Origin of the sequence: Microbacterium oxydans, from assembly GCF_000956525.1 — a bacterium.
GTDB classification, from domain to species: Bacteria; Actinomycetota; Actinomycetes; order Actinomycetales; family Microbacteriaceae; genus Microbacterium; species Microbacterium oxydans_A.
Genome location: NZ_JYIW01000026.1, coordinates 151,048 through 176,986 on the forward strand (window position 1 = coordinate 151,048; position 25,939 = coordinate 176,986).

At 68.3% G+C, this 25,939-nt stretch carries 21 protein-coding genes; 15 read left to right on the forward strand and 6 right to left on the reverse strand.

The annotated features are described in order from the left end of the window. From RS83_RS13290 to valS, 3 genes are all read right to left on the reverse strand, one after another. Entirely contained in the window at positions 1-2,055 is a 2,055-nt protein-coding gene (locus RS83_RS13290) for a M3 family metallopeptidase (protein ID WP_045280015.1), read from the reverse strand. A 78-nt stretch (positions 2,056-2,133) separates the two neighbouring features. Continuing rightward, entirely contained in the window at positions 2,134-2,349 is a 216-nt protein-coding gene (locus RS83_RS13295) for a hypothetical protein (protein WP_045280016.1), read from the reverse strand. Beyond that, complete coding sequence (gene valS / locus RS83_RS13300; RefSeq protein WP_045280017.1) at positions 2,349-4,940, reverse strand: valine--tRNA ligase; 2,592 nt, start codon at positions 4,938-4,940, stop codon at positions 2,349-2,351. Before valS ends, RS83_RS13295 begins: the two co-directional genes overlap by 1 nt. A 169-nt stretch (positions 4,941-5,109) precedes the next feature. Here valS and RS83_RS13305 point away from each other — a divergent pair, with 169 nt between their 5' ends. Genes RS83_RS13305 through RS83_RS13320 form a run of 4 tightly spaced genes read left to right on the forward strand, consistent with a single transcriptional unit; the run spans position 5,110 to position 10,022 of the window. Next, on the forward strand, positions 5,110-6,720 hold the full coding sequence (locus tag RS83_RS13305; RefSeq protein ID WP_045280018.1) for an ABC transporter substrate-binding protein: 1,611 nt from the start codon (positions 5,110-5,112) through the stop codon (positions 6,718-6,720). Between the two features lie 34 nt (positions 6,721-6,754). Beyond that, positions 6,755-7,705: an ABC transporter permease gene (locus tag RS83_RS13310; RefSeq protein WP_045280019.1), complete on the forward strand. Its 951-nt coding sequence runs from the start codon at positions 6,755-6,757 to the stop codon at positions 7,703-7,705. Next, positions 7,702-8,514 (forward strand): ABC transporter permease, encoded by an 813-nt coding sequence (locus RS83_RS13315; RefSeq protein ID WP_045280020.1) that lies wholly within the window; start codon positions 7,702-7,704, stop codon positions 8,512-8,514. Before RS83_RS13310 ends, RS83_RS13315 begins: the two co-directional genes overlap by 4 nt. After that, positions 8,511-10,022 (forward strand): ATP-binding cassette domain-containing protein, encoded by a 1,512-nt coding sequence (locus RS83_RS13320; RefSeq protein WP_052679118.1) that lies wholly within the window; start codon positions 8,511-8,513, stop codon positions 10,020-10,022. The genes RS83_RS13315 and RS83_RS13320 overlap by 4 nt, the downstream gene beginning before the upstream one ends. Before the next feature lie 18 nt (positions 10,023-10,040). On the opposite strand, the gene RS83_RS13325 is transcribed toward RS83_RS13320, so the two are convergent. Then, positions 10,041-10,691: a pentapeptide repeat-containing protein gene (locus RS83_RS13325; RefSeq protein ID WP_045280826.1), complete on the reverse strand. Its 651-nt coding sequence runs from the start codon at positions 10,689-10,691 to the stop codon at positions 10,041-10,043. A 240-nt stretch (positions 10,692-10,931) separates the two neighbouring features. Here RS83_RS13325 and RS83_RS13330 point away from each other — a divergent pair, with 240 nt between their 5' ends. From RS83_RS13330 to ndk, 5 genes are all read left to right on the forward strand, one after another. Further along, positions 10,932-11,771 (forward strand): endonuclease domain-containing protein, encoded by an 840-nt coding sequence (locus RS83_RS13330; protein WP_045280021.1) that lies wholly within the window; start codon positions 10,932-10,934, stop codon positions 11,769-11,771. A 344-nt stretch (positions 11,772-12,115) separates the two neighbouring features. Continuing rightward, positions 12,116-15,505 (forward strand): isoleucine--tRNA ligase, encoded by a 3,390-nt coding sequence (gene ileS, locus RS83_RS13335; protein ID WP_045280022.1) that lies wholly within the window; start codon positions 12,116-12,118, stop codon positions 15,503-15,505. Next, a complete protein-coding gene (locus tag RS83_RS13340; protein ID WP_045280023.1) occupies positions 15,502-16,854 on the forward strand; it encodes a bifunctional folylpolyglutamate synthase/dihydrofolate synthase in 1,353 nt (450 codons plus the stop codon). Before ileS ends, RS83_RS13340 begins: the two co-directional genes overlap by 4 nt. Continuing rightward, positions 16,851-17,282, forward strand: coding sequence for a DUF4233 domain-containing protein (locus tag RS83_RS13345; RefSeq protein ID WP_045280827.1), 432 nt, complete (start codon positions 16,851-16,853; stop codon positions 17,280-17,282). The genes RS83_RS13340 and RS83_RS13345 overlap by 4 nt, the downstream gene beginning before the upstream one ends. Before the next feature lies 1 nt (position 17,283). Beyond that, the gene (gene ndk, locus RS83_RS13350; protein WP_045280024.1) at positions 17,284-17,700 is read left to right on the forward strand and encodes a nucleoside-diphosphate kinase; all 417 of its coding nucleotides are present in this window, start codon (positions 17,284-17,286) and stop codon (positions 17,698-17,700) included. A gap of 63 nt (positions 17,701-17,763) precedes the next feature. Here the strand turns inward: ndk and RS83_RS13355 are convergent, their stop codons facing one another. Beyond that, entirely contained in the window at positions 17,764-18,372 is a 609-nt protein-coding gene (locus RS83_RS13355) for a vitamin K epoxide reductase family protein (protein WP_045280025.1), read from the reverse strand. Between the two features lie 283 nt (positions 18,373-18,655). Here RS83_RS13355 and RS83_RS13360 point away from each other — a divergent pair, with 283 nt between their 5' ends. Next, on the forward strand, positions 18,656-21,172 hold the full coding sequence (locus tag RS83_RS13360) for an Rne/Rng family ribonuclease (RefSeq protein WP_045280026.1): 2,517 nt from the start codon (positions 18,656-18,658) through the stop codon (positions 21,170-21,172). Here the strand turns inward: RS83_RS13360 and RS83_RS13365 are convergent. Further along, the gene (locus RS83_RS13365; protein WP_045280027.1) at positions 21,137-21,403 is read right to left on the reverse strand and encodes a DUF4031 domain-containing protein; all 267 of its coding nucleotides are present in this window, start codon (positions 21,401-21,403) and stop codon (positions 21,137-21,139) included. The genes RS83_RS13360 and RS83_RS13365 overlap by 36 nt on opposite strands. A gap of 210 nt (positions 21,404-21,613) precedes the next feature. Here RS83_RS13365 and rplU point away from each other — a divergent pair, with 210 nt between their 5' ends. From rplU to RS83_RS13390, 5 genes are all read left to right on the forward strand, one after another. Further along, complete coding sequence (rplU, locus tag RS83_RS13370; RefSeq protein ID WP_197072134.1) at positions 21,614-21,922, forward strand: 50S ribosomal protein L21; 309 nt, start codon at positions 21,614-21,616, stop codon at positions 21,920-21,922. Between the two features lie 18 nt (positions 21,923-21,940). After that, complete coding sequence (gene rpmA, locus RS83_RS13375) at positions 21,941-22,198, forward strand: 50S ribosomal protein L27 (RefSeq protein ID WP_045280029.1); 258 nt, start codon at positions 21,941-21,943, stop codon at positions 22,196-22,198. A gap of 101 nt (positions 22,199-22,299) precedes the next feature. Further along, the gene (obgE, locus tag RS83_RS13380; protein WP_045280030.1) at positions 22,300-23,796 is read left to right on the forward strand and encodes a GTPase ObgE; all 1,497 of its coding nucleotides are present in this window, start codon (positions 22,300-22,302) and stop codon (positions 23,794-23,796) included. Further along, positions 23,793-24,575 (forward strand): glutamate 5-kinase, encoded by a 783-nt coding sequence (proB, locus tag RS83_RS13385; protein WP_045280031.1) that lies wholly within the window; start codon positions 23,793-23,795, stop codon positions 24,573-24,575. Before obgE ends, proB begins: the two co-directional genes overlap by 4 nt. 71 nt (positions 24,576-24,646) lie before the next feature. Then, entirely contained in the window at positions 24,647-25,900 is a 1,254-nt protein-coding gene (locus RS83_RS13390) for a glutamate-5-semialdehyde dehydrogenase (protein WP_045280032.1), read from the forward strand. Positions 25,901-25,939 lie beyond the last annotated feature (39 nt).

Below are 25,939 nucleotides of genomic sequence, written 5' to 3' on the forward strand. Positions count from 1 at the left end.
TCAGACCTCGAGGCCCCGGCGCTTCAGCAGGGGCTCGATGTCGGCCACGCGGCCGCGGAAGTCGTGGTACGCCTCCAGCGGGTCCTTCGAGCCGCCGACGCCGAGGAGTCGCCGCCGGAATCGGTCGCCGTTCTCGCGAGTGAGGCCGTCGTTCTCACGGAACCAGTCGACAGTGTCAGCGTCGAGCACCTCGCTCCAGATGTACGAGTAGTACCCGGCGCTGTAGCCGCCGGAGAACACGTGCGCAAAATACGTTGACGAGTACCGGGTCGGCACGAGCGGGTTGTCGAGACCGATATCCGCGAGGGCTGCTGCCTCGAACGCGACGACGTCGTCGATGTCGGCATCCGTCCCGATGCGGTGCCAGGCCTGATCGAGCCAGGCGGCTGCCAGATACTCGCTCGTGGCATGCCCCTGATCGAAGGTCTGGGTGGCGTGGAGCCTCCGAACGATCGCCGGGTCGAGCGGCTCGCCCGTCTCGAAGTGGCGCGCGTAGTTGTCGAGCACTTCCGGCCAGAGGATCCACATCTCGTTGACCTGGCTGGGGAACTCCACGAAGTCGCGGAACACGTTGGTGCCGGCGAAGTGCGGGTAGGTCACCGTCGCGAAGAGCCCGTGCAGCGCATGGCCGAATTCGTGGAACAGCGTCGTGACCTCGTCGAGCGTGAGCAGCGTCGGTTCGCCGTCGCCGGGCTGGGGCACGTTGAGGTTGTTGACGACGACCGGCGCGGTGCCGCGCAGCCTGGACTGACTGACGATGGGGTTCATCCAGGCGCCGCCGCGCTTCGAGTCGCGCGTGTAGAGATCGAGGATGTACAGGCCGAACGCGGTGCCGTCGGCATCGATCACCTCGAACACCCGTGCCCCCGGATGGTATGCGGGAAGGTCGCTCCGCTCGGTGAAGGTGACGCCGTACAGCTGCGTGGCCGCGAAGAACACGCCGTCGTGCAGCACGCGCTCCGCCTCGAACCACGGGCGGAGCGCGCTCGTGTCGATGTCGTACTCCGCGGTGCGCTGCTTCTCGGTGTAGTACGCCCAATCGTGCGCTTCGATCGTGAACGGCTCACGTTCGGTGGCGTTCACGAGCCGCTGCAAGGCCTCGCCCTCGATGCCCGCGTTCCGACCGGCGGGCGCGGCGAGCGCACGCAGCATGTCCTCCACCGCCTCGGGGGTTCCGGCGGTCTCATCGGCCGTGACGTAGGCGGAGTGCGAGGGGTAGCCCAGCAGTGCGGCACGCTCGGCGCGCAGGCGTACGATCTCGCGCAGGACCGGACGGTTGTCGTTCGCGTTGTCCCGTGATCCGCGAGCCCGTGACGCCTCCATGATGCGCCTGCGGGATGCCCGATCGCGCAGCTGCGCAAGGTACGGGTGTCCGGTGAACAGGGTGAGCGACACGAGGTACTTGCCGTCGAGACCTCGCTCGGCTGCGGAGCGAGCGGCCGCCGAGAGCTCGCCGACACCGAGACCATCGAGCTCTTCAGCCGAATCGAACACGACCGCGAGGTCGTTCGTATCGGTGAGCAGGTTGCGCTCGAACGTGTTGCTGAGGGTGGAGAGCTGCTGGTTGAGCAGGGTCAGGTGCGCCTTCGCCTCGTCGTCCAGTGCCGCGCCGGCATGCGTCATCTCGCGGTGGTGCCGCTCGACGAGGTACCGCTGTTCGTCGTCGAGATCGAGCTCGTCGAGCTGTGCGTGCACGTGCTCGACCCGCCAGTAGAGCGCGCTGTCGAGCCGCACTGCGTCGTCGTGTGCGGCCATGAGAGGTGCGAGCTGTTCATCGACCGCCTGGATCTCCGGCGTCGCGTCCGCCGAGCTCACCGTGTAGAACGCGTGCGCGACTCGATCGAGCAGTTCTCCCGCGCGCTCGATCGCTTCGATCGTGTTCTCGAAGGTCGGCATCGAGCGCACCATCGTGATCCGGGAGATCTCCTGCAGATGCTCGGCGAATGCGGCCTGGAACGCGGGGAGGTAGTGCTCCGGGCGGATCGCCCGGTAGTCCGGGATGCCGTAGGGGAGCGTCGAGGGCTGGAGCAGCGGGTTCGAGGCATCGGTCGTCATGCTCCGAGCCTAGCCACCGTGCCTCGATCCGCGATGCACGCACCGCGTTGCGCGATCACAGCCGCAGGTGCCGCCGAGTCAGTCCTCGAACGGTCGGGCGATCACGTCGCCGGACGCCGTCTGCAGGACCTCCCACCCGGCGTCGAGCTCGGCGATCGCTCGCCCCTCGAGCCAGGTGAGGGTCCAATGCCCGGTCAGGCCCTGTCCCTCGACCTCGGCGATCGCCGGGCGGAGCGAGGCCGGTACCGAAGCGGGTGCCTCGGTACCGGTCGCCCAGCGGGTGCCGAGCTGCATCAGGACTCCTCGACGGGCGCGAGCTCGATCGCGGTGACCGCGAACGCCTCGGCCTCGCTGAACTCCAGCTCGGCGATGCGGCCGACGGCGCGGAGATCGTCTGCCGCCGCGCGCAGCGCCTCGAGCTTCGCCGCCGGAGCAGCGATGGCGGCGCGTGCGACGGGCGTCTTCTGCGAGGCCTTCGCCTCGGTCTTCGCGCGGCGGATGCCGATCAGAGCCTCGCTCGCGGCTGCGAGCACGACTGGGTCGCCCTCGATGCCGAGCGCCTCGGGCCATGCGGCCGTGTGGATCGAGCCCTCCTCGAACCACGACCAGGCTTCCTCGGTCGCGAACGACAGCACAGGAGCCAGCAGGCGCAGCAGAGCGGAGAGCGCGAGACGCAGACCGAGGGCGGCGGATGCCTGACCCACATCGTTCTGGTTGTAGGCACGCTCCTTCACCAGCTCGAGGTAGTCGTCGCAGAACGTCCAGAAGAACGCTTCGGTGAGCTCGAGTGCGCGGGCCTGATCGTAGTTCTCGTACGCGGTGGTTGCGTCGGCGATCACGCGGTCGAGCGTCGCGAGCATCGAGGCGTCCAGCGCGTGGGTGACCTGCGCACCCTCCGGCACGGGGAACGACAGGACGAACTTCGCTGCGTTCAGGACCTTGATCGCCAGACGGCGGCCGATCTTCACCTGCGTGGGGTTCTGCGGGTCGAATGCGGCATCCGTCCCGAGACGGCTCGACGCCGACCAATAGCGGACGGCATCCGATCCGTGAGCATCCAGGATGTCCGCGGGGGTCACCACGTTGCCCTTCGACTTCGACATCTTCTTGCGATCCGGGTCGACGATGAATCCGGAGATCGCGGCATTGCGCCAGGGCGCACGGTCGTCCTCCAGCGTCGAGCGCAGCATGGTCGAGAACAGCCACGTGCGGATGATGTCCTGGCCCTGCGGACGCAGGTCGAACGGTGCCGTGAGGTTCCACAGCTCCTCATCGCGCTGCCAGCCTCCGGCCAGCTGCGGCGTGAGGGATGACGTCGCCCAGGTGTCGAGGATGTCGGCCTCGGCGTCGAAGCCCCCTGCGACGCCGCGCTGGTCCTCGGTGTACCCGGCCGGCACGTCGATCGTCGGGTCGATCGGCAGCGATGCGTGGTCGGGCGTGAGCACCCGGTCGTAGTCGCGGTCGCCGTTCTCGTCGAGTCCGTACCAGAGCGGGATCGGCACGCCGAAGAAGCGCTGACGCGACACGAGCCAGTCCCCGGTCAGGCCGCCGACCCAGTTCTCGTAGCGCACGCGCATGAAGTCGGGGTGCCAGGTGAGCTCCTTGCCGCGGCCGATCAGCTCGTCGCGCAGCTCCGCGTCGCGGGCGCCGTTGCGGATGTACCACTGACGGGTCGACACGATCTCGAGCGGACGGTCGCCCTTCTCGAAGAACTTCACGGCGTGCGTGAACTGCTTGCCCACGGCGGTGATATCGCCGGTCTCCTGCAGCTTCTCGACGATCGCCTTGCGGGCGCTGAACACGGTCTTGCCTGCGAGCTCCGTGGCGTACCAGTCGGCTGCCTCGGCGTTCGCGACGGACTCGGGAGCGGTCGGCAGGAAGCGTCCGTCCAGGCCGATCGTGGTCATGTTCGGCAGGTGGTCGCCGCTCACCGTGCGCAGCTCTCGCCACCACACGATGTCGGTCACGTCGCCGAAGGTGCAGACCATGGCAGCGCCGGTGCCCTTGTCCGGCTGCGCGAGGTGGTGACCGTGGATCTCGATCTCGGCGCCGAAGAACGGCGTGCGCACCTTCGTGCCGATCAGGTGCTTGTGCGGGCCCTCCGGGTGCGTCACGATCGCGATGCACGCGGGGAGCAGCTCGGGGCGGGTGGTGTCGATCGTGATCGAGCCGGAGCCGTCGGCGAAGGGGAATTCGATCGTGTGGTACGCGGCCTGCTGGTCGCGGTCCTCGAGCTCGGCCTGCGCGATCGCGGAGCGGAAGTCGATGTCCCAGAGCGTCGGAGCCAGGTCCTGGTACGCCTCGCCGCGCTCGATGTTGCGCAGGAAAGCGAGCTGGCTCTGGCGGATGCTCTCGTCGGAGATCGTGCGGTAGGTCTGGGTCCAGTCCACGCTCAGACCGAGCTGACGGAAGAGCGCCTCGAACTGCTTCTCGTCCTCGATGGTGAGGCGCTCGCACAGCTCGATGAAGTTGCGTCGGCTGATCGGCACCTGGTCGGCAGCGCGGCTGGACTTGTTGTCGCCGCCCTCGAACGGGGGAGTGAAGTCATCGGTGTAGGGCAGCGTCGGGTCGCACCGTACGCCGTAATAGTTCTGCACCCGGCGCTCGGTCGGGAGCCCGTTGTCATCCCAGCCCATCGGATAGAACACGGTCTTGCCCCGCATGCGCTCGAAGCGCGCCTTCACGTCGGTGTGCGTGTAGGAGAAGACATGGCCGATGTGCAGGCTGCCGGATGCCGTGGGCGGCGGGGTGTCGATCGAGTACACGCCGTCACGACCGGATTCCGCGGCACGCAGGCGGTCGAACAGGTACGTGCCCTGCTCAGCCCAGGAGGTGTCCCACTTCGCTTCGAGACCTTCGAGGGCGGGCTTGTCGGGAATAGACATGACGGTCTCCTTGCGCGATGTGTGCGGCACTGTGTGAGCGTGCCTGAGTGTGGGGTGCCACCAGTCTACCGAGCGGGAGGGATGAGGTGACTCGTCACTCTTCGACCCGGTGCAAGAATCGCCCGTAGACTGGGAGGCATCCCCGACCCGTTCGTCCTGAGGAACTCCCATGCCCGCAAGATCCGTGCGTCGACTCCTGCCCTTCGCCGCCCTCGCCGCCGCCGCCCTGCTGCTCAGCTCGTGCGCGACACCCGCTTCGGACTCCGGCCCGGATGCCGAGGTCGTCTGGTCGATCGAGGGTGCGAACCTCTCGGCAGGGCACATGGACCCGCAGGTCAGCCAGCTCGACGTCTCAGGCATGGTGCAGCGCGCGGTCCTCGACTCGCTGGTCTTCCAGGAAGACGACGGCAGCTTCTCGCCGTGGCTCGCCACCTCGTGGGAGGTCTCGTCCGACAGCACCGAGTACACCTTCACCCTGCGCGACGACGTGACGTTCCACGACGGCGAGCCCTTCGACGCTGCCGCGGTCAAGGCGAACTTCGATCGGATCGTCGACCCTGACACGAAGTCGGCGCAGGCGGCGAGCATGCTCGGAGCCGACTTCTACAAGGGCACCGAGGTCATCGACGACCACACCGTGAAGGTCAGCTTCACCCAGCCCTACGCACCCTTCCTGCAGGCGGCGAGCACGCCGCTGCTCGGCTTCTACTCGCCGGCGGTGCTGTCGACGTCGGCTGACAAGCTGAAGGCCGGAGGCCCGGGGATCACGGTCGGGACCGGTCCGTTCGAGCTGACCGAGTACACGCCCGACCAGGAGATCGTCTACACCCGCAACGACGACTACGCCTGGGGCCCCCATGGGGAGAAGGCACCGGCGTTCGAGACGCTCCGCGTGGAGATCCAGCCGGAGGCATCCGTGCGCGCCGGCGTGATCGAGAGCGGCGAGTCCGACCTCGCCAGCAACATCCCGCCGAACCTCGCCAAGGGCCTCGGCGACGGCATCACGGTGGACTCGATCGAGTACCCCGGCCTGCCCTACTCGCTGTATCTGAATGAGAAGTACGGCGTCTTCGCGGATGAGAAGGTGCGCCAGGCGTTCGCGCGCGGCATCGACATCGATGCGGCCGTCGACGAGATCTTCTTCGGACAGTTCCCGCGGGCGTGGAGCATTCTCGGATCGACGACCCCCGGATACGACCCGGCGATCGAAGGCACGTGGGCATTCGACCCGGATGCTGCGAACGCCCTGCTCGACGAGGCCGGCTGGACGGGCCGCGACGATGAGGGGTACCGCACCAAAGACGGCAAGCGACTGTCTGTCCGCTGGATCGCGTACACGCCGGTACCGGACGACCGCACCACCCTCGCGAACGCGATCCAGGCCGATCTCAAGGGCATCGGCTTCGAGGTCGTGCGCGAGGTGCTCGAGCCCGGTGCCTACAACGAGCAGTATGGTCCGAAGACGTTCGACCTCACCGACTGGGGCTTCTCCGGAGTCGACCCCGACCTGCTGCGCAGTCACCTGCACACCGACGGCTTCCAGAACGCATCGCAGGTCTCCGACCCCGAAATCGACACCCTGCTCGACACCGCAGTGGCAGTGAGCGATCAGGGAGAACGCGACGCGCTCTACACGCAGCTGCAGGAGTGGAATGCAACGCACACCGCGATCGTGCCGCTGTACAGCCCGTCTGCGATCACCGCGGTCGGCGAGCGCATCTCGGGATTGGACTACGACCTGTACGGCCGGCCGCTGTTCTACGATGTGACGGTCGGCTGAGCGCGGGGCGGATCCGCGGCGTGGAGGGGGAGCGGTGAACGCTGTGCTCCTGCGGATCGCCGAGCTGGTCGTCACCGTGGTCGTGGTCCTCTGGGGCGCGGCGACGGTCGCCTTCCTCGCCTTCCGCGTCATCCCCGGCGACCCGGTCGCGGTGATGCTCGGGCCCCAGGCCCAGGTCAGCGAGGCGGTGAAGGACGGCATCCGGGCTGAGCTCGGTCTCGACCGGCCGCCCCTCGAGCAGTACCTGACGTACATGGGTCAGCTCGCCAGAGGAGACCTCGGCGAGTCGTACCAGCTGCGTCTTCCGGTGACCGAGGTGATCGGGAGGCAGATCGGTGCGACGCTGCAGCTCTCGGCTCTCGCGCTGGGCATCGCCGTGGTCGTCGCGCTGGTCGTCGCGCTGCTGGCACGCGGCCACGTGGCCCGGGCGGTGGCCACCGGTGTGGAGCTCGTCGTGTTGTCGTCTCCCGTGTTCTGGATCGGCCTCGTGCTGCTCAGCGTCTTCGCCTTCGGGCTCGGATGGTTCCCGGTGTCGGGCGCTCGCAACCCGGCGACACTCGTCCTCCCGGCGGTGACGCTGGCGCTTCCGGTCGCCGCCCTCCTCGGGCAGGTGCTGCGCGACGGTCTGATCCAGGCGGAGCGGATGCCGTTCGCCGAGACCGTTCGAGCGCGCGGCGCAGGGCGTGGATGGTTCACCGTTCGCCACGGCCTGCGCCACGGAGCATCCGGAGCCATCACGCTCACCGCGTACCTGACCGGCTCGGTGCTCGGCGGCGCGGTGCTGGTGGAGACCGTGTTCGCACGCCCTGGTCTCGGCCGCGTCACGCTCGCGGCGATCAGCGATCGCGATCTGCCGGTCATCTCGGGGATCATCCTGCTCAGCGCCCTCGTGTTCGTGATCGTCAACGTGATCGTCGAGCTCGTGCATCCGCTCATCGACCCGCGCCTGCGCCGGGCGGTGCCGGTGTCGGCGGTGCGGCGATGAAGCGCGCGCAGCGGATCCTCCTGTGGGCTGCCGTCGTCGTGCTCGTGGTGATCGCCTTCGCCGCCGCGGCTCCCGGTGTGCTGGCCACACATGACCCGCTGCAGACCGACGTGCGCGGCGCGCTCCTCCCGCCGAGCGGCGCGCACCTGTTCGGCACGGATCAGAGCGGCCGTGACGTCTACTCGCGGGTGGTGTTCGGCGCGGCGCGGTCGGTCGGCGTCGGTCTGCTCGCGACCGGCATCGCCGTGGTGGTCGGCCTTGCGGTCGGGGCCCTCGCCGGCAGCGCGCCCCGTGGCATCGACGTCGCCCTGATGCGGGTCAACGACGTGCTGATGGCGTTCCCGGAGTTCCTGGTCGCACTCGTGGTGATCGCGATCCTCGGGCCGGGCCCGATCAACGTCGCCCTCGCCGTCACCCTCGCGGCCATTCCCGTGTACGTGCGCCTCGCCAGGGTGCAGACCCGGACACTCCGTGTGGCAGAGCATGTCGAAGCCGCGCGCATCCTCGGTGTGCCGGCATTCCCCGCGTTCACCCGGCATGTGCTCCCCGGTGTGCTCGGGTCGCTCAGCGTGCTCGCGACGATCGGCATCGGTTCAGCCATCCTCGCTGCAGCCGGACTCAGCTTCCTCGGACTCGGTGCCACCGAGCCGACACCGGAATGGGGACTCATGCTCGCCGGAGGGCGCAACGTGCTCGGTCAGGCATGGTGGATCTCGGTGTTCCCCGGGGCGGCCATCACGCTCACGGTCATCGCTGCGACCATCATCGGGCGACTGCTGCGCGCGAGAGCGGAAGGGCGGGGGCGGTGAACCAGGAGACCGTGCTCGACGTGCAGGGCCTGCAGGTGCGATTCGGCGCTGCCGCGGTCGTCGACGGCGTGACGCTGACGGTGGCGAAGGGGGAGTGCGTCGCGATCGTCGGGGAGTCCGGCGCAGGCAAGTCGCTCACGGCCCGCGCCCTTCTCGGACTCACGCCGGACGGCGCCCGAGTGACCGCCGAACGCCTGATGATCGACGGTACAGACGCCCGCGGGCTCGGCGAGGCCGAATGGCGCAGGCTTCGAGGTGCGCGCATCGCGCTCGTGTCGCAGGATGCGCTCGTCGCGCTCGACCCGCTGCAACGCATCGGCAGCGAGGTGGCCGAGGCGTTGCGGCTGCACCCTGAGGCGCGCGCCTCGAGCATCCACGACAGCGTGCAGGCACTGCTGCGCCGGGTCTGGATGCCGGAGCCCGAGCGCCGCGCCGCGCAGTACCCGCCCGAGCTGTCCGGCGGGCTCCGGCAACGAGCCCTGATCGCCTCCGCGCTCGCCGCGGCACCAGCGGTGCTGATCGCTGACGAGCCGACGACCGCCCTTGACGCGACCGTGCAGGCCCGCATCCTGGACCTGCTGCGAGAGATCGCGGACGCCGGCACCGCCGTGGTGTTCATCAGTCACGACTTCGCCGCGGTGGGTCGCCTCGCCGACCGCGTGCTCGTGATGCGTGACGGTGCCGTGCTCGAGTCGGGACCTGTCGCGCGGGTGCTGGAGTCGCCGGAGCATCCGTACACGCGAGAGCTCATCGCCGCGACGATCCACGAACCGCGCGCAGTGGTGGCGGCGGGCGAGGCTGCATCGGCGCTGCGGGTCACAGGGGTGTCGAAAGCGTTCTCCGGGGTGCCTGCCGTGAACGACGCGTCGTTCGAGGTCATGCGTGGCCGGACGCTCGGGATCGTGGGGGAGTCCGGCTCGGGGAAGACCACGCTCGCCCGGATGATCGTCGGGGTGGAGCGGCCCGACTCCGGGGAGCTGCACCGCAGTGGGCGGGTGCAGCTCGTGCACCAGAATCCGCTCGGAGCGTTCGACCCCCGGTGGACGATCGCTCGCTCGCTGCGTGAGGCGCTCGCCGCGGGCGGGGTGCCGCGCGCCGATCGACCCCAGCGGGTGGCCGGACTGCTCGCGGAGGTCGATCTCGATGTCGGACTCGCCGCTCGCCGGCCGGCGGAGCTCTCAGGGGGTCAGCGGCAACGGGCTGCGATCGCGAGGGCGCTCGCCGCCGACCCCGAGCTGCTGGTGCTCGATGAGCCGGTCTCGGCACTCGATCCATCGGTGCGTGAACGCGTCCTGCGGCTCCTGCTGCGTCTGCAACGTGAACGTCAGCTGACCATGATCTTCGTGTCGCACGACCTCGATGTGGTGCGGGCAGTGGCCGATGAGGTGCTCGTGATGCAGGACGGCGCTGTCGTGGAGCAGGGCACGATCGCCGAGGTGTTCGCCGCGCCTCGGCATCCGTTCACCCGCGAGCTGCTGGCTGCGAGCGGAGCCGACCTCGCTCGGTGAGTCGACTCCGGAGCCGGCTCACTCCTTGATCCGGATTCCGAGTCCCGCCGCGATCACCGGGGCGAGCTGCTGCACCTGGAAGCCGGTGAGCGTCGTGCCCCGGAGGCTGTTCGCATCGAGGAACGAGAGGGCGTCGAGGCCGCGCAGATCGACATCGGTCGCCCGCATCCCGCGCGGGTCCACCTCGTCGCAGGTCGACCGGATGAACCGCACGCGCGTCAGCTCGGCCTGCGGGGTGTCGAGGGTGCGGATGCGGCAATCCGACACCTCGACGTCGGCGGCGCGGGCGGCACCCAGGTTCAGATAGTCGATCCGCACATCGCGCAGTTCGAGCTCGGAGATGCGGGCGGTGCTCAGGTCGAGCGTGCCGATGCGCCCGCCGGTGATGCGCAGCCGACGGATGCCCGAGTCACGCAGCCGGAGCGACGCGATACGGAGGTGCGACATCTCGACGTCGAGGATCGTCGAGCCGGTGAGGTCGACCTCGTCGGCGTCGGCCGTGACCGTGCACTGCTCGAGCGAGGCGTACGCCAGATCGACGGTGCCTGCGAGCTCGAGGCTCACCGCGATCAGGTCGGCGTTGCGCGATGGGATGCCCGGCGTGAACTCCTCCGGCAGATCGGGCGGCGAGACGCGCGGTGCGGCGGGGGATTCGGGAGTGCGGGCCATGCTCCGAGGGTATGCGGTGCGGCGGACATCGCCGGTCTGCGTGCGCCGCCCGCGGGCGTTGCCTGCCCTCGTGACCTCGGAGATCTGCGGAATCTCGGATCCGAGCCTCGGATCAGCTCCGAAATTCTGCAGAACTCCGAAAACTGACTGGTCCTGCACGGAGAGCCTCGAGCATGTCAGTGTCCCGGATGACTGCGAAAGACAGGCGGGCGCGGGCGCGAGGAGGAACAGGATCGACGCATGACGGAACGCACGACCCGACTCGTCCAGCAAGTCATGGCCCTCGGAGGTGTGGCAAGGACGGCGACCCTGCGCTCTCGTGGGATCAGTCGGTACGACATCACGCAGGCGCTGGCAGCATCTGCGGTGATCTCTGTGCGGCAGGGGTGGGTCGCTGCGGTTCGGGGAGACCGGATGCTCGTCGATGCGGCCCGGCGTGGTGTGGTGCTGACGTGCGTCACTCAGGCGCGACGGCTGGGTCTGTGGGTGCACGAGGACGATCATCGCCGCCACGTCGGGGCCGCACCGCGGAGCGCTGTTCGAAAGGACGCGAGCGTGCGCGTCCATTGGTCGATCCCGCTGGTGCCGCGGCATCCTGATTCCCTGGTCGATCCGATCGAGAACGTGCTCGCTCTGGTCGCCGACTGCGAACCGCACGAGCGTGCGCTCGCCACCTGGGAGTCGGCGTTCAACAGAGGACTGGTGGACCGCAACGCTCTGGCACGACTGCCTCTGAAGACGGTCGCCCGCGACCTGCTGTCCGACGCCTGGGGTTTCTCTGATGCCGGTCTGGAGACGTATCTGCGACTGCGACTGCGCTGGTTGCGACTTCCGCTCTACTTCCAGACCTGGATCGCCGGGCATCGAGTCGACGGTCTGATCGGTGATCGTCTGGTGCTGCAGATCGATGGCGCAACGCATGTCGGCGCACAACGATCCGAAGACATCCGTCACGATGCGGAGCTGAAGCTGCTCGGGTATCACGTCATTCGCGTCGGATACCGACAGGTGATGGAGCAGTGGCACATCGTGCAGGACCTGCTCATGCGCGCGGTTGCTCAGGGTCTGCACTTGGCGTGAAGTGGCTTCGGAGTTCTGCAACATCTCGGACCGCTGGCGGCAAAGTCATCCTGAATGCTGCAGAACTCCGAAGTGCGAACTGAGGGCGGGCGAACGCGGTCCGCAGGCGCGTACAATGGGACGCACGAGCATGGATCCGGCATCACCGGGGAGCTCTCGGAAGAACAGTCGATCTCTCGCAGGAGGGGCAGGCCCAGTAGAACCGAGCGGGGCAGGCCCGTCACAGCCGCAGTGAGAGTGGTACGACCGAACCGAGAGGGGAGGGCGTGCACGCGAGGTGGTACCGCGGTCCGCGAGGGTCGTCCTCGTGGGAGCATCCGCCACGACGAACACTGCGAGACACGATGACCTACCCCCGCCCTTCGACAAGCTCAGGGACCTCCGCCTTCGGTCCCGCTGCCGACTCTGTCGCGCCCAGCCCCCGCTTCCCGCAGATCGAGGAGGAGGTGCTCGAGTTCTGGAAGAACGACGACACCTTCCGTGCCTCGATCGAGCAGCGCGAGGGCTCGCCCGAGTGGGTGTTCTACGACGGCCCGCCGTTCGCCAACGGACTGCCCCACTACGGCCATCTGCTCACCGGGTACGCCAAGGACGTGTTCCCGCGCTTCCAGACCATGACCGGACACAAGGTCGACCGCGTCTTCGGCTGGGACACCCACGGGCTGCCGGCGGAGCTTGAGGCCATGAAGCAGCTCGGGATCACCGAGAAGGCCGAGATCGAGACCATGGGCATCGACGTCTTCAACGAGAAGGCGAAGAGCTCGGTGCTCGCATACACGCACGAGTGGCAGGACTACGTCACCCGGCAGGCGCGCTGGGTCGACTTCGAGCGGGGCTATAAGACGCTGGACCTCGGGTACATGGAGAGCGTGCTCTGGGCCTTCAAGACCCTCTACGACAAGGGCCTCGCGTACGAGGGCTACCGCGTGCTGCCGTACTGCTGGCGCGACGAGACGCCGCTGTCCGCTCATGAGCTGCGCATGGACGACGACGTGTACCAGATGCGTCAGGACCCGTCCGTCACCGCCACGTTCCCGCTCACGGGTGCGAAGGCAGAGTCCCTCGGACTCACCGGTGTGCGCGCCCTCGCCTGGACCACGACGCCCTGGACCCTGCCGACCAACCTCGCGCTCGCCGTCGGACCCGACATCGAGTACGTCGTGGTGCCCGCAGGCCCCAACGGCGCAGCCGACGTGCACCAGGCGGCGGGAACGACGGATGCCGCTGTCGAGGCATCCGCTCATCGGTACCTGCTCGCCCGCCAGCTCCTCGGCGGCTACGCCAAGGACCTCGGCTACGAGAGTGCAGAGGACGCGCTCGCCGCGGTGGACGCGACGATCCGTGGCGCCGAGCTGCAGGACGTCACCTACGACCGCCTGTTCGACTACTACGCGGATGCCGAGACCTACGGCACCGAGAACGCCTGGCGCATCCTCGTCGACGACTACGTCACGGTCAGCGACGGCACCGGTATCGTCCACCAGGCTCCGGCCTACGGTGAGGACGACCAGCGGGTCGCCGGCGCCGCAGGCATCCCCACGATCCTGTCGCTCGACGACGGCGGACGCTTCCTCCCGAACGTCACCGACGTCGCCGGTGAGCTGTGGATGGACGCGAACACGCCGCTCGTCCGACTGATCCGCGACAACGGCCGCCTGATCCGCCTGCAAAGCTACGAGCACTCGTACCCGCACTGCTGGCGCTGCCGGAACCCCCTGATCTACAAGGCCGTATCGAGCTGGTTCATCCGCGTCACGGACATCAAGGACGACCTGCTCGCCAACAACGAGCAGATCACCTGGGTGCCGGAGAACGTGAAGCACGGTCAGTTCGGCAAGTGGCTCGAGGGCGCACGCGACTGGTCGATCAGCCGCAACCGCTACTGGGGCTCGCCGATCCCGATCTGGAAGAGCGACGACCCGGAGTACCCGCGCGTCGACGCCTACGGCTCGCTGGAGGATCTCGAGCGCGACTTCGGCACGCTGCCGCGCAATCCAGAGGGCGAGATCGACCTGCACCGTCCGTACATCGATGACCTCACTCGTCCCAACCCCGACGACCCCACCGGGAAGAGCACGATGCGGCGCATCGAGGACGTCTTCGACGTGTGGTTCGACTCCGGCTCGATGCCCTACGCGCAGGTGCACTACCCGTTCGAGAACCAGGAGTGGTTCGACTCGCACTCGCCGGCCGATTTCATCGTCGAGTACATCGGACAGACCCGCGGCTGGTTCTACGTCATGCACGTGCTGTCGACCGCGCTCTTCGATCGCCCGGCGTTCACGGGTGTGAGCTGCCACGGCATCGTGCTGGGCAACGACGGCTACAAGATGTCGAAGTCGCTGCGCAACTATCCCGATGTGTCCGAGGTGCTCGACCGCGACGGCTCCGACGCGATGCGCTGGTTCCTGATGTCGAGCTCGGTGCTGCGTGGTGGCAACCTCGCCGTCACGGAGGAGGGCATCCGCTCCGGCGTGCGCGAGTTCCTGTTGCCGCTGTGGAACTCGTGGTACTTCTTCGCGACGTACGCGAACGCTTCGACAGGCTCAGCGCCTTCGGGCGCCGACGGGTACGAGGCCGAGTGGCGCACCGATTCCACGGACGTGCTCGACCGCTACATCCTCGCCAGGCTCGGTGACCTCGTCCGCGACGTGCGCGCCGACTTGGAAGGGCTCGACTCCACCACGGCATCCGCTCGCCTGCGCGACTTCGCCGAGGTGCTGACGAACTGGTACATCCGCCGCTCACGCGACCGCTTCTGGGTCGGCGTGACCGAAGACCCGAAGAGCCGCGAGGCCTTCGACACCCTGTACACGGTGCTCGAAACGCTCACGCGTGTGGCGGCTCCGCTCGTGCCGCTGATCAGCGAGCGCGTGTGGCAGGGGCTCACCGGCGGACGCAGCGTGCACCTGACCGACTGGCCGGATGACACGCAGTTCCCGTCCGCCGACGAGATCCGCGATGCGATGGATGCCGTCCGCGAGCTGTCGAGCGTCGGCAACGCGTTGCGCAAGAAGGAGAAGCTGCGCGTGCGGCTGCCGCTCGCGCGCCTCACGGTCGTGTCGCCGCTCGCCGCATCGCTCGGACAGTTCGAGGACATCCTCCGCGAGGAGCTCAACGTCAAGACGGTCGAGCTCGTCGAGCAGCAGGACTCGGCCGCCGCCGAGTACGGCATCACGCACCGCCTGAGCGTCAACGCACGGGCAGCGGGTCCGCGTCTGGGGAAGAACGTGCAGACGGTGATCAAGGCCGCGAAGGCGGGCGACTGGTCCGAGACCGATGGCGTCGTGACCGCAGGCGGCATCGCGCTGGAGCCCGCCGAGTACGACCTCGCGCTCGAGACCACCGGACGTCCGGAGGGGGAGGCGCTGGCCATCGTGCCGTCCGGGGGATTCATGCTGCTCGACACCGCGATGACGCCGGAGCTGGAGGCCGAGGGACTCGCGCGTGACGTCATCCGAGCAGTGCAGGAGACCAGGAAGAACGCTGGCTTCGATGTGAGTGACCGCATCCGCTTGGATCTGGTCTTCGCGAGCAATGAGGATGCGGATGCCGTCGGGTCGGCCTTCGACGATGCGAACATCGCAGGGGAGACCCTGGCGATCGAACACGGTCTGCATCGCTCGGGCGCAGTTCTGCTCGATGCGGAGTTCACCGCCACGATCCCCGCCGAGACGTACGCCAACCGCGGCGACTTCACGATCGCCGTCTCCAGGATGGGAGCATCAGCATGAGCGCCAAGGACCGGGCGGATGCCGTCTACGAGACCCTGCTGAGCCGCGCCGGCGAGCGATGGGTGCAGCCGCGCAAGGAGCGCACCGCGCGCATCCTGGCGTTCCTGGACGACCCGCAGCGCACGTACCGTGTGGTGCACATCACGGGCACGAACGGCAAGACATCCACCGCCCGCATGATCGAGAGCCTGCTGCGGGCGCACGATCTGCGCACCGGCCTGTTCACGAGCCCGCATCTGGAGCGTTTCACCGAGCGCATCATGATCGACGGGGAGCCGATCGCCGATGAGGCCGTCGCAGACGCCTGGGACGAGGTCGAGCCCTTCGTCGGCATCGTGGACGCCGAGCTCGAGGCCGCAGGCGAGGAGCCGCTCACGTTCTTCGAGCTCCTGACCGTGCTCGCGTTCGTCGCGGTGGCGGATGCCCCGGTCGATGTGCTGGTGCTCGAGGTCGGGATGGGTGGCGAGTGGGACTCCACGAACACCGCCGATGGCGACGTCGCGGTGTTCGCTCCGATCGACATCGACCACGCCGACCGGCTCGGCGACACGATCGCCGAGATCGCGAAGGTCAAGGCCGGGATCATCAAGGAGGGCGCTGCCGTCGTCTCGGCGCAGCAGCCGCCGAAGGCCGCCGCCGTCCTGCGCCGCGTCGCGGCGGAGCGCAACGCCACGATCGCGTTCGAGGGCGATGAGTTCGGTCTCACGGACCAGAAGCTCGCGGTCGGTGGACAGCTGCTCTCGATCCGCGGGCTGGCGGGGGAGTACCCCGAGGAGTACCTGCCGCTCTACGGCGCGCACCAGGGACACAACGCCGCCCTCGCCGTGGCAGCGGTCGAGTCGTTGATCGGCGGAGCGACGAAGAAGATCGCGGGGGACATCATCTCCGATGGACTCCAGGCTTCGACCTCGCCCGGTCGCCTGCAGCTGCTCGGCATCGCACCGACCGTCGTGGTCGACGCCGCGCACAACCCGCACGGCGCGAAGGCGCTCGCCCAGGCCCTCGACGACAGCTTCGACTTCGACGAGTGGGGGCTGGTCCTCGGCGTGCTCGCCGACAAGGACGCCGCCGGCATCGTCGCGCAGCTCGCACCGGCGGTCGCTCATGTGTTCGCGACCGCCCCCGACTCCGAGCGGGCGAGCGATGCGGACGCGATCGCCGACCTCGTGGAGCAGACCGGACGCCGCGCGACCGTGCATCACACGTTGGCCGAGGCCGCGGATGCCGCGCGCGAGTGGGCGTCGTCATCGGATCGCCGAGCCGTCGTGATCGCCGGCTCCGTCGTGCTCGCCGGAGAGGCGATCGCGCAGTCCGAGGAAGAGGACTGGAAGTCGGGGTGGCGCGCATGAGTGCGGATGCCGCTCCCGCGCGACGTCCGCGCCCGCAGCGCTCGTTGGTGCAGAAGCTCGCACCGGTCGTGCTCGGTTTCGAGGCGATCGTGGTCTTCCTCGCCGGCCTCACGGTCTTCGGGTTGAAGACGCTTCCTGCCGGCATTCCCCAGTGGTGGGGGATCGTCGGTGGCGCCCTCGTCGCCCTCGCCTGCATCGCTCTCGCCGGGATGATCACGAAGCCGTGGGCGATCACCGCCGGCTGGGTCGTCCAGGTGATCATCGCGCTCTCGGCGTTCCTCGTCCCGGCGATCCTCCTCGTCGTCCTGATTTTCGGGGGCATGTGGGGATATGCGACGATCATGGGGGCTCGGTTGGACGCACGACGTCCTGCCGCGCCAACGACCGAGACTCAGACCACGCAGATCTCAGACACAGAGAGTGAATGACATGGCCACCGAAGAAACACTCGTCCTCGTCAAGCCGGACGGCGTCGCCCGCGGGCTCACCGGCGCGATCCTCGCCCGCATCGAGGCGAAGGGCTACGCGCTCGTCGACATCCGCCTGGTCGAGCCCGACCGCGATGTGCTCGCCGAGCACTATGCCGAGCACGAAGGCAAGCCGTTCTACGAGCCGCTGCTCGAGTTCATGCTCTCCGGCCCGTCGGTCGCGATCCGCCTCGCAGGCAACCGTGTGATCGAGGGCTTCCGCTCGCTCGCCGGCACCACGGACCCGACCACGGCCGCACCGGGCACGATCCGTGGCGACTTCGGTCGCGACTGGGGCCTCAAGGTGCAGCAGAACCTCGTGCACGGCTCGGACAGCCCTGAGTCGGCCGCCCGCGAACTAGGCATCTGGTTCGCCTGAGACCTGCACGAAAGCCCGTCCTCCTTCGCGGAGGGCGGGCTTTCGTCATGACAGGGCTGCAGGTCAGAAGATGAGCTTCGCCATCTCGCCCAGGAAGTCGAGACCCTGCAGCTGGGCGAGCAGGATGATCACGGCGTAGGCCACGACGGTCGCCAGCGGCACCCAGGGCATCAGCGTGTCCGCGCGCTCGCGAACGCTCTCCTTGCTCGTGAACGTGCCGTTACGTGTCAGATGGAGCATCGTCGCGAAGAACGTCGGGATGGTCACAGCCCAGGTCACCATGCACCAGGGGCACAGGACGAACAGGTCGTAGAGGCTCTGACCGATCAGCCAGCACACGAGCCCGAACGCGAACGTGATGCCGACCCCGAACGCCGCCCAGAACCAGCGGGGGAAGCGAGCCCCGGCCAGGATCGCGACGCCGACCACGAGGGGAGCCATCCACCCGGTGAGGCCGAGCAGCGGGTTCGGGAAGCCGAACACCTCGCCCTGCCACGACGACAGGTTCTTGCTGCACTGGATGAAGGGGCTGATGTCGCAGGAGAGGGGATCCGAGGGGTTCTCGAGGAGGAAGAACTTCTCGACCGTGAGCTGGAAGGCAGCGAACCACCCGACGACGCTCGCGATGATCAACCACACGGCATAGACGGGGCGGGTGCGTTGCTCGCTCATATGTGGAGTATCCCAGTGACTGCTATGGATCGGGCGAAAGCGCACCGGAGAAAACGACGCGATCAGACGGAGATGCCGTGATCCGGCGCTCGAGGTGCGATAATGGCCTGTGATGCGATGAACGGCCCTGCCGCGACACGCATGTGACGCAGACTTCGGGGTCCTATGCCCCACGCGATCAGAGCCATGAGCCGGTCGCACACCGTATGAGTTCGCGACACCCGCGGGTGTCGCATGAGATTTCGCGGAGCACCCAGTGCCCCGCGCGAGGAGCAAGCCAGAGATGGCCGACGAGAACAATGACACCAACATTCCTACCCACGACGCTCCGGTTGACGCCGCAGAGCAGCTGACGGAGCCCATCGCTCCCGACGCCGAGGCGCCGGAGGCCTCCGAGGGGACCGAGCCGGTCGGCGACGATGCAGTCGAGGCTGCGCCCGTCGCGGATGCTGCGCCTGCTCCGGCAGAGGACGCGCCTGCCACCGAGGCTCGCGTCGAGGATGCTCCGGTCGAGGATGCCGCTCCCGCAGAGCCTGCTCCGGCTGAGGATGCGCCGGCAGAAGACGCTGTTCCTGCAGAGGAAGCGCCCGCTGAGGAAGCGCCCGCTGAGGACGCTCCCGCCGAGGATGCTCCCGCCCAGGACGCCGCTCCTGAGGAGAAGCCCGCACCCGGTCCGGTGACCGCGGTCTCGCTGGGTCTGCTTCCCGAGGTCTTCGTGTCGCAGGTGTCGACGCAGCTGCACTTCTACGCCCCCGAGGTCATCCCGCTGCCTGCCCGCCCCGAGCGCGAGCGCATCTTCGACCGTATCGCCGAGCGCGAGCAGCCGCAGGAGGAGTCGACCTCGGCTCGCCGTGGCCGCCGTCGTCGTGGCGGATCCGATGGAGACGACCAGCGCGAAGAGCCGCGTCAGCGTCAGCGCGTCGTCGAGTACATCACCGAGCCGAAGGCGATCAAGGGGTCCACGCGCCTCGAGGCGAAGAAGCAGCGCCGTCGTGACGGCCGTGACGCCGGCCGCCGTCGCCCCGTCGTGACCGAGGCCGAGTTCCTCGCACGTCGCGAGTCGGTCGACCGCATGATGGTCGTCCGCTCGAAGAACGGCCGCACCCAGATCGGCGTCCTCGAGGACGGCGTGCTCGTCGAGCACTACGTCGCACGCAACCAGGATGCCTCGCTGATCGGCAACGTCTACCTCGGACGCGTCCAGAACGTGCTCCCCAGCATGGAGGCCGCCTTCGTCGACATCGGTCGCGGCCGCAACGCCGTGCTGTACTCGGGCGAGGTCGACTGGGACGGTGTCGAGACCGGCAACCAGCCCCGCCGCATCGAGCTCGCCCTCAAGCCGGGCGACCGCGTGCTCGTCCAGGTCACGAAGGATCCGATCGGACACAAGGGCGCCCGCCTCACCAGCCAGATCTCACTCCCCGGCCGCTACCTCGTGTACGTGCCCGGCGGTTCCATGAACGGCATCAGCCGCAAGCTGCCGGACAACGAGCGTGCGCGCCTGAAGCGCATCCTCAAGGAGGTGCTCCCCGAGTCCTCCGGCGTCATCGTCCGCACGGCGGCCGAAGGCGCGACCGAGGATCAGCTCACGCGCGATGTGCAGCGGCTCACGAGCCAGTGGGAGCACATCCAGAAGCAGGTCGAGAACCAGCAGGCTCCCGCATTGCTGCACGCCGAGCCCGACCTGCTCGTCAAGATCGTCCGCGACGTCTTCAACGAGGACTTCACGAAGATGCTCATCCAGGGCGAGGATGCGCAGCAGACCATCCGCGCCTACCTCGAGAGCGTCGCTCCCGACCTGCTCGAGCGGGTCGAGGCGTACGAGGACGAGACCGATCCCTTCGACGCGTTCCGCATCACGGAGCAGATCGAGAAGGCGCTGGATCGCAAGGTCTGGCTGCCCTCTGGTGGCTCGCTCGTGATCGACCGCACCGAGGCGATGACCGTCGTCGACGTCAACACCGGGAAGTTCGTCGGCTCCGGCGGCAACCTGGAAGAGACCGTCACCAAGAACAACCTGGAAGCAGCCGAGGAGATCGTCCGGCAGCTGCGCCTGCGTGACATCGGCGGCATCATCGTGGTCGACTTCATCGACATGGTGCTCGAGTCGAACCGCGACCTCGTGCTCCGCCGCCTGATCGAGTGCCTGAGCCGCGACCGCACGAAGCATCAGGTCGCCGAGGTCACCTCGCTGGGTCTCGTGCAGATGACCCGCAAGAAGCTCGGTCTCGGGCTGCTGGAGACCTTCAGCGAGGCCTGCGAGGTCTGCGCCGGCCGTGGCGTCATCGTGCACCACGACCCGGTCGTCAAGCACCGCAGCAGCAACGGCAACGGCAGCGCGAACAGCAACGGCAACGGCCAGAGCAACCGTCGACAGCGCGGCGGCAACGGTCAGAGCCAGAACCAGGGCCAGAACCAGAACCAGAGCGCCCCACCGGCGGCTGTCGTGACGCACAGCATCCCCGAGGGCGCCAAGTCGGCGCTCGCGCAGATCGCTGCGTCCACACGCGTTCCCAGCGCCGAGACCACGGATGTCCCGGTCGAGGTGCCCGAGGTCGAAGCGGCTCCCGCAGCCGAGCGTCCGAAGAAGCCGCGCAAGAAGCGCGGCGGCGACCGGCAGGGTCCGAAGTCTCCGGCCGAGCAGCTGCTCGACTCCGTTCTCGACGCACTCCCGGAGCCCAAGGCGCCTGGACAGGGTCGTGGGCGTCGTCGCGTGAGCACCGCTGCGCTCACCGGTACCCCGGTGTCGGTGAACGGCGAGTCGTCAGCGCCTGTCGCGAGCGGGGACGCGGAGTCCTGAGGCGATCAGCCGTCGGACCAGCTCCTTGCCTCCGACGTGCTGTGCGCCGCCCATGATGAGCCGGGGGATGATCTCCTCCGGCACGTCGTAGTGGTCGCGGTCGAAGGCGCGAGCGGGCACGTCGTGCGCTCTGGCGAAGGCATGCAGCTCGTCGAGGGTGTCGTCGCTGACCAGGTGCGCCCAGAGTCGTCCGTGGGCGGGCCACTGCGGATCGTCGACGAGTACGCTCATCCATCCAGCCTATGACCGGACACACCGCGTGGCTCACTTTGCGGCATGGTCCGGCATCCGGTAAAGTAGTCCCTTGGTGCGTATGCCGCCCCTTCCTCGTCGGTTGGAGCGGAGAGCCTTGCGTTCGCACCCGCCGCCCTGCGGTGCATGCAAGCAACAGTCTTCCCGTGAGATTCTCGGAGCTCTGCTCCCCAACGAAACAGGTATGAAGTGGTTTACGCAGTAGTGCGCGCCGGTGGGCGGCAGGAGAAGGTCGAGGTCGGCACGATCGTTCAGCTCGATCGTGTCAAGGCCGCCGCGGGCGAGAACATCGAGCTCGCAGCAGTGCTGCTCGTCGATGGCACCTCTGTGACCACCGACGCCGACCAGCTCGCGAAGGTCAAGGTCACGGCTGAGGTCATCGGCAACCTCCGCGGCCCGAAGATCATCATCCAGAAGTACAAGAACAAGACCGGTTACAAGAAGCGTCAGGGCCACCGTCAGGAGCTCACGCGCGTCAAGATCACCGGCATCAAGTAAGCCCGAGGGGACTAGGACATGGCACATAAAAAGGGCGCAAGCTCAACCCGTAACGGTCGTGACTCCAACGCTCAGCGCCTCGGCGTGAAGCGCTTCGGCGGTCAGCAGGTCCTCGCCGGCGAGATCATCGTCCGCCAGCGCGGCACGCACTTCCACCCCGGCGTCAACGTCGGCCGTGGCGGCGACGACACGCTGTTCGCTCTGGCCGCCGGTGCGGTCCAGTTCGGCGCGAAGGGCGGCCGCAAGGTCGTCAACATCGTCGCAGCCGGCGAGTAATCGTCGCACGACACATCATCATCCGGTTCGGGGCGGGCTTCGGCTCGCCCCGTCCGTGTATCTGCCCACGGTAGATACAGGTACCAAGGAGATCGAGACACATGGTCAGCTTCGTCGACACCGTGACGCTGCATCTGCGCGCCGGCAAGGGCGGGAACGGCTGCGTCTCGGTGCACCGTGAGAAGTTCAAGCCGCTGGGCGGACCCGATGGCGGGAACGGCGGAGACGGCGGCGATGTCGTGCTCGTCGCCGACACCCAGACCGGCACCCTGCTGTCGTACCATCACTCGCCTCACCGCACCGCGGGCAACGGCGGGCCCGGCATGGGCGACCACCGCGCAGGGTTCATGGGCGAAGACCTCGAGCTGCCGGTTCCGGTCGGCACCGTCGTGAAGCGCCCCGACGGCACCGTGCTGATCGACATGATCGTCCCCGGTGAGCGCTTCGTCGTCGCCGCGGGTGGTCAGGGCGGTCTCGGCAACGCCGCACTCTCCTCTCCGAAGCGCAAGGCGCCTGGGTTCGCGCTGCTCGGCACGCCGGGCTACGAGGGCGATGTCGTCCTCGAGCTCAAGACCGTCGCCGATGTCGCGCTGGTCGGCTACCCGTCCGCCGGCAAGTCGAGCCTGATCGGCGCGATCTCCGCCGCTCGGCCCAAGATCGCCGACTACCCGTTCACCACGCTGCACCCGAACCTGGGCGTCGTGCAGGCCGGCGAGTCCCGATACACCGTCGCCGACGTGCCAGGACTCGTCGAGGGCGCCAGTGAAGGCCGTGGCCTCGGACTCGAGTTCCTCCGTCACGTCGAGCGCTGCTCGGCACTGCTGCATGTGCTCGACTGTGCGACGCTCGAGCCAGGTCGTGACCCGATCTCCGATCTCGACGTGATCCTCGCCGAGCTCGCCGCCTACGAGGTGCCCGAGGGGCAGACGCCGCTCCTGGAGCGCCCGCAGCTCATCGCCCTGAACAAGATCGATGTGCCCGAAGCCCGCGACCTCGCAGAGCTCGTCCGCCCGGATCTCGAAGCCCGTGGATTCCGCGTGTTCGAGATCTCCACGATCTCGCACGAGGGACTCCGCCCGCTGACGTTCGCCCTCGGCGAGCTCGTGGAGAAGCACCGCGCAGAGACCGCTGTCGAGGTGCCTGAGCGCGTCGTCATCCGTCCGCGCCGCTCCAAGAAGGAGTTCACGATCCGTGTCGAGGGCGGCACGTACGGCAACATCTACCGCATCCTCGGCGAGAAGCCGGTGCGCTGGGTGCAGCAGACCGACTTCCAGAACGAAGAGGCCGTCGGCTACCTCGCCGACCGTCTCGAGAAGGTCGGCGTCGAGGACGAGCTCTTCCGTCTCGGCGCAGTGCAGGGTTCCACCGTCGTCATCGGCGAGGGTGAGAGCATCGTGTTCGACTGGGAGCCGACCATGACCTCGGCTGCCGAGCTCATGACGGCCCCGCGTGGAACCGACCCGCGTCTCGCTCCGAACGCCCGCCGCACCACCTCCGAGCGTCGTGAGAACTACTACGAGCGCATGGATGCCAAGGCCGCGGCCCGTGCGGAGGTCGAGGAGCTGCGCCTCAACGCCTATCGCGGAGACGACGAGTGACCGCACGGTCGCGCGCTGATCTCGCGACCGCTTCGCGCATCGTCGTCAAGGTCGGCTCCTCGTCGATCAGCGGCGACTCGTCGTGGCGCATCCCGGTGATCGTCGAGGCTCTCGCCGCGGCGCACGCGCGGGGTGTCGAGGTCGTGCTGGTGTCGTCCGGCGCGATCGCCAGCGGCATTCCGTTCCTCCGACTCGACGCGCGTCCGACCGATCTCGCGACCCAGCAGGCAGCGGCGGCGGTGGGCCAGAACATCCTGGTGTACCGCTACCAGGAGGCCATGCGGCCGTTCGACATCGTCGCCGGCCAGGTGCTGCTGACCACCGGTGACCTCGAGAACCCGACCTCACGCAGCAACGCGCGTCGGGCGATGGAGCGGATGCTCGGTCTGCGCGTGCTCCCGATCGTGAACGAGAACGATACGGTCGCCACGCAGGAGATCCGCTTCGGCGACAACGATCGCCTCGGCGCGCTCGTCGCGCAGCTGATCGACGCTGACGCCCTGGTGCTGCTCAGCGACATCGAGTCGCTCTACACGCGGCCCCCGTCCGACCCGCGCGCAGAACCGATCGACATCGTCGCAGCGGATGCCGACCTCAGCGGACTCGAGTTCGGGGCGACCGTCGTGAACAGCGTCGGCACCGGGGGAGCAGCGACGAAGGTATCCGCCGCCCGTCTCGCCGCGGCGTCCGGCATCGGCGTGCTCGTCACGAGTGCAGATCTGGTCGACAAGGCGCTCTCGGGCGCTGAGATCGGTACCTGGTTCGAGCCTTCGGTCTGAGCCGACGCGCGCCGGGCGCGACCGGCGTCACACCCGGCTCGACGCCCGCGCCTGCGTTCTAGACTGGGCGGATGACCGACCAGACACCTCAGGTGCGCCTCGAGCGCGCCAAGGATGCCTCACGCGCGACCGCCGCGCTCACCAGCGATGACAAGGGACGGGCGCTGGAAGCGATCGCGATCGCCCTGGAAGCGCAGACAGCCCGGATCATCGAGGCCAACGCGCGGGACATCGCTCGTGGACGTGAAGACGGCATCGGCGAGTCGCTCATCGATCGCCTCAGCCTGGATGAGGGGCGCGTCGGAGCACTCGCGGCGGCGGTCCGCCAGGTCGCGTCGCTCGCCGATCCGGTGGGCCGTGTCGTCGGCGGACACCGCATGCCCAACGGCGTCTCGCTCGAACAGGTGCGGGTGCCCTTCGGCGTGGTCGGCGCGATCTACGAAGCCCGCCCCAATGTGACGGTCGACATCGCAGCGCTCGCGCTCCGTTCCGGCAATGCGGTCGTGCTGCGCGGCGGCAGCGCCGCCCGTGACTCCAACGCTGTGCTCGTCGAGATCATGCGCGATGCGCTGCAGAGCGTCGGCGTGACCGCGGAAGCCATCCAGACGGTCGACGATTTCGGTCGCGACGGAGCGAAGGCCCTCATGCACGGCCGCGGTCTCATCGACGTGCTCGTGCCACGCGGCAGCACGGGCCTGATCGAGACCGTCGTGACCGAGTCCACGGTGCCGGTCATCGAGACCGGCGCGGGCAACGTGCACATCCTGCTCGACGAGACTGCTCCCGATGACTGGGCGCGCGACATCGTCGTGAACGCGAAGGTGCAGCGCCCGAGTGTCTGCAACGCCGTCGAGACCGTGCTGGTGCACCGCCAGGCCGCGCCGAGACTGATCCCGCTGGTCGCGAGCGCGCTGCAGAGCGAGGGTGTCGCGATCCACGGCGACGACATCGTCGCGGGGCTCGTCTCGAACGTCATCCCGGCCACCGAGGAGGACTGGGCGACCGAGTACCTGAGCCTCGACATCGCGATCAAGGTCGTCGACTCGCTCGATGAGGCGCTCGATCACATCCGCCGCTACAGCACAGGGCACACCGAGTCGATCGTGACGACCGATTCCCGCAACGCCGAGCGCTTCCTCGCCGAGGTCGACTCAGCGGTCGTGATGGTCAACACTTCCACGCGGTTCACCGACGGCGGCGAGTTCGGGTTCGGTGCCGAGGTCGGCATCTCGACCCAGAAGCTGCATGCGCGTGGGCCGATGGGGCTGGCCGAGCTGACCAGTACCAAGTGGCTCGCGCGTGGATCAGGGCAGACCCGCGGCTGAGGGCTAGACTGGGTGACGCTGTACCGCCCGGTCACGAAA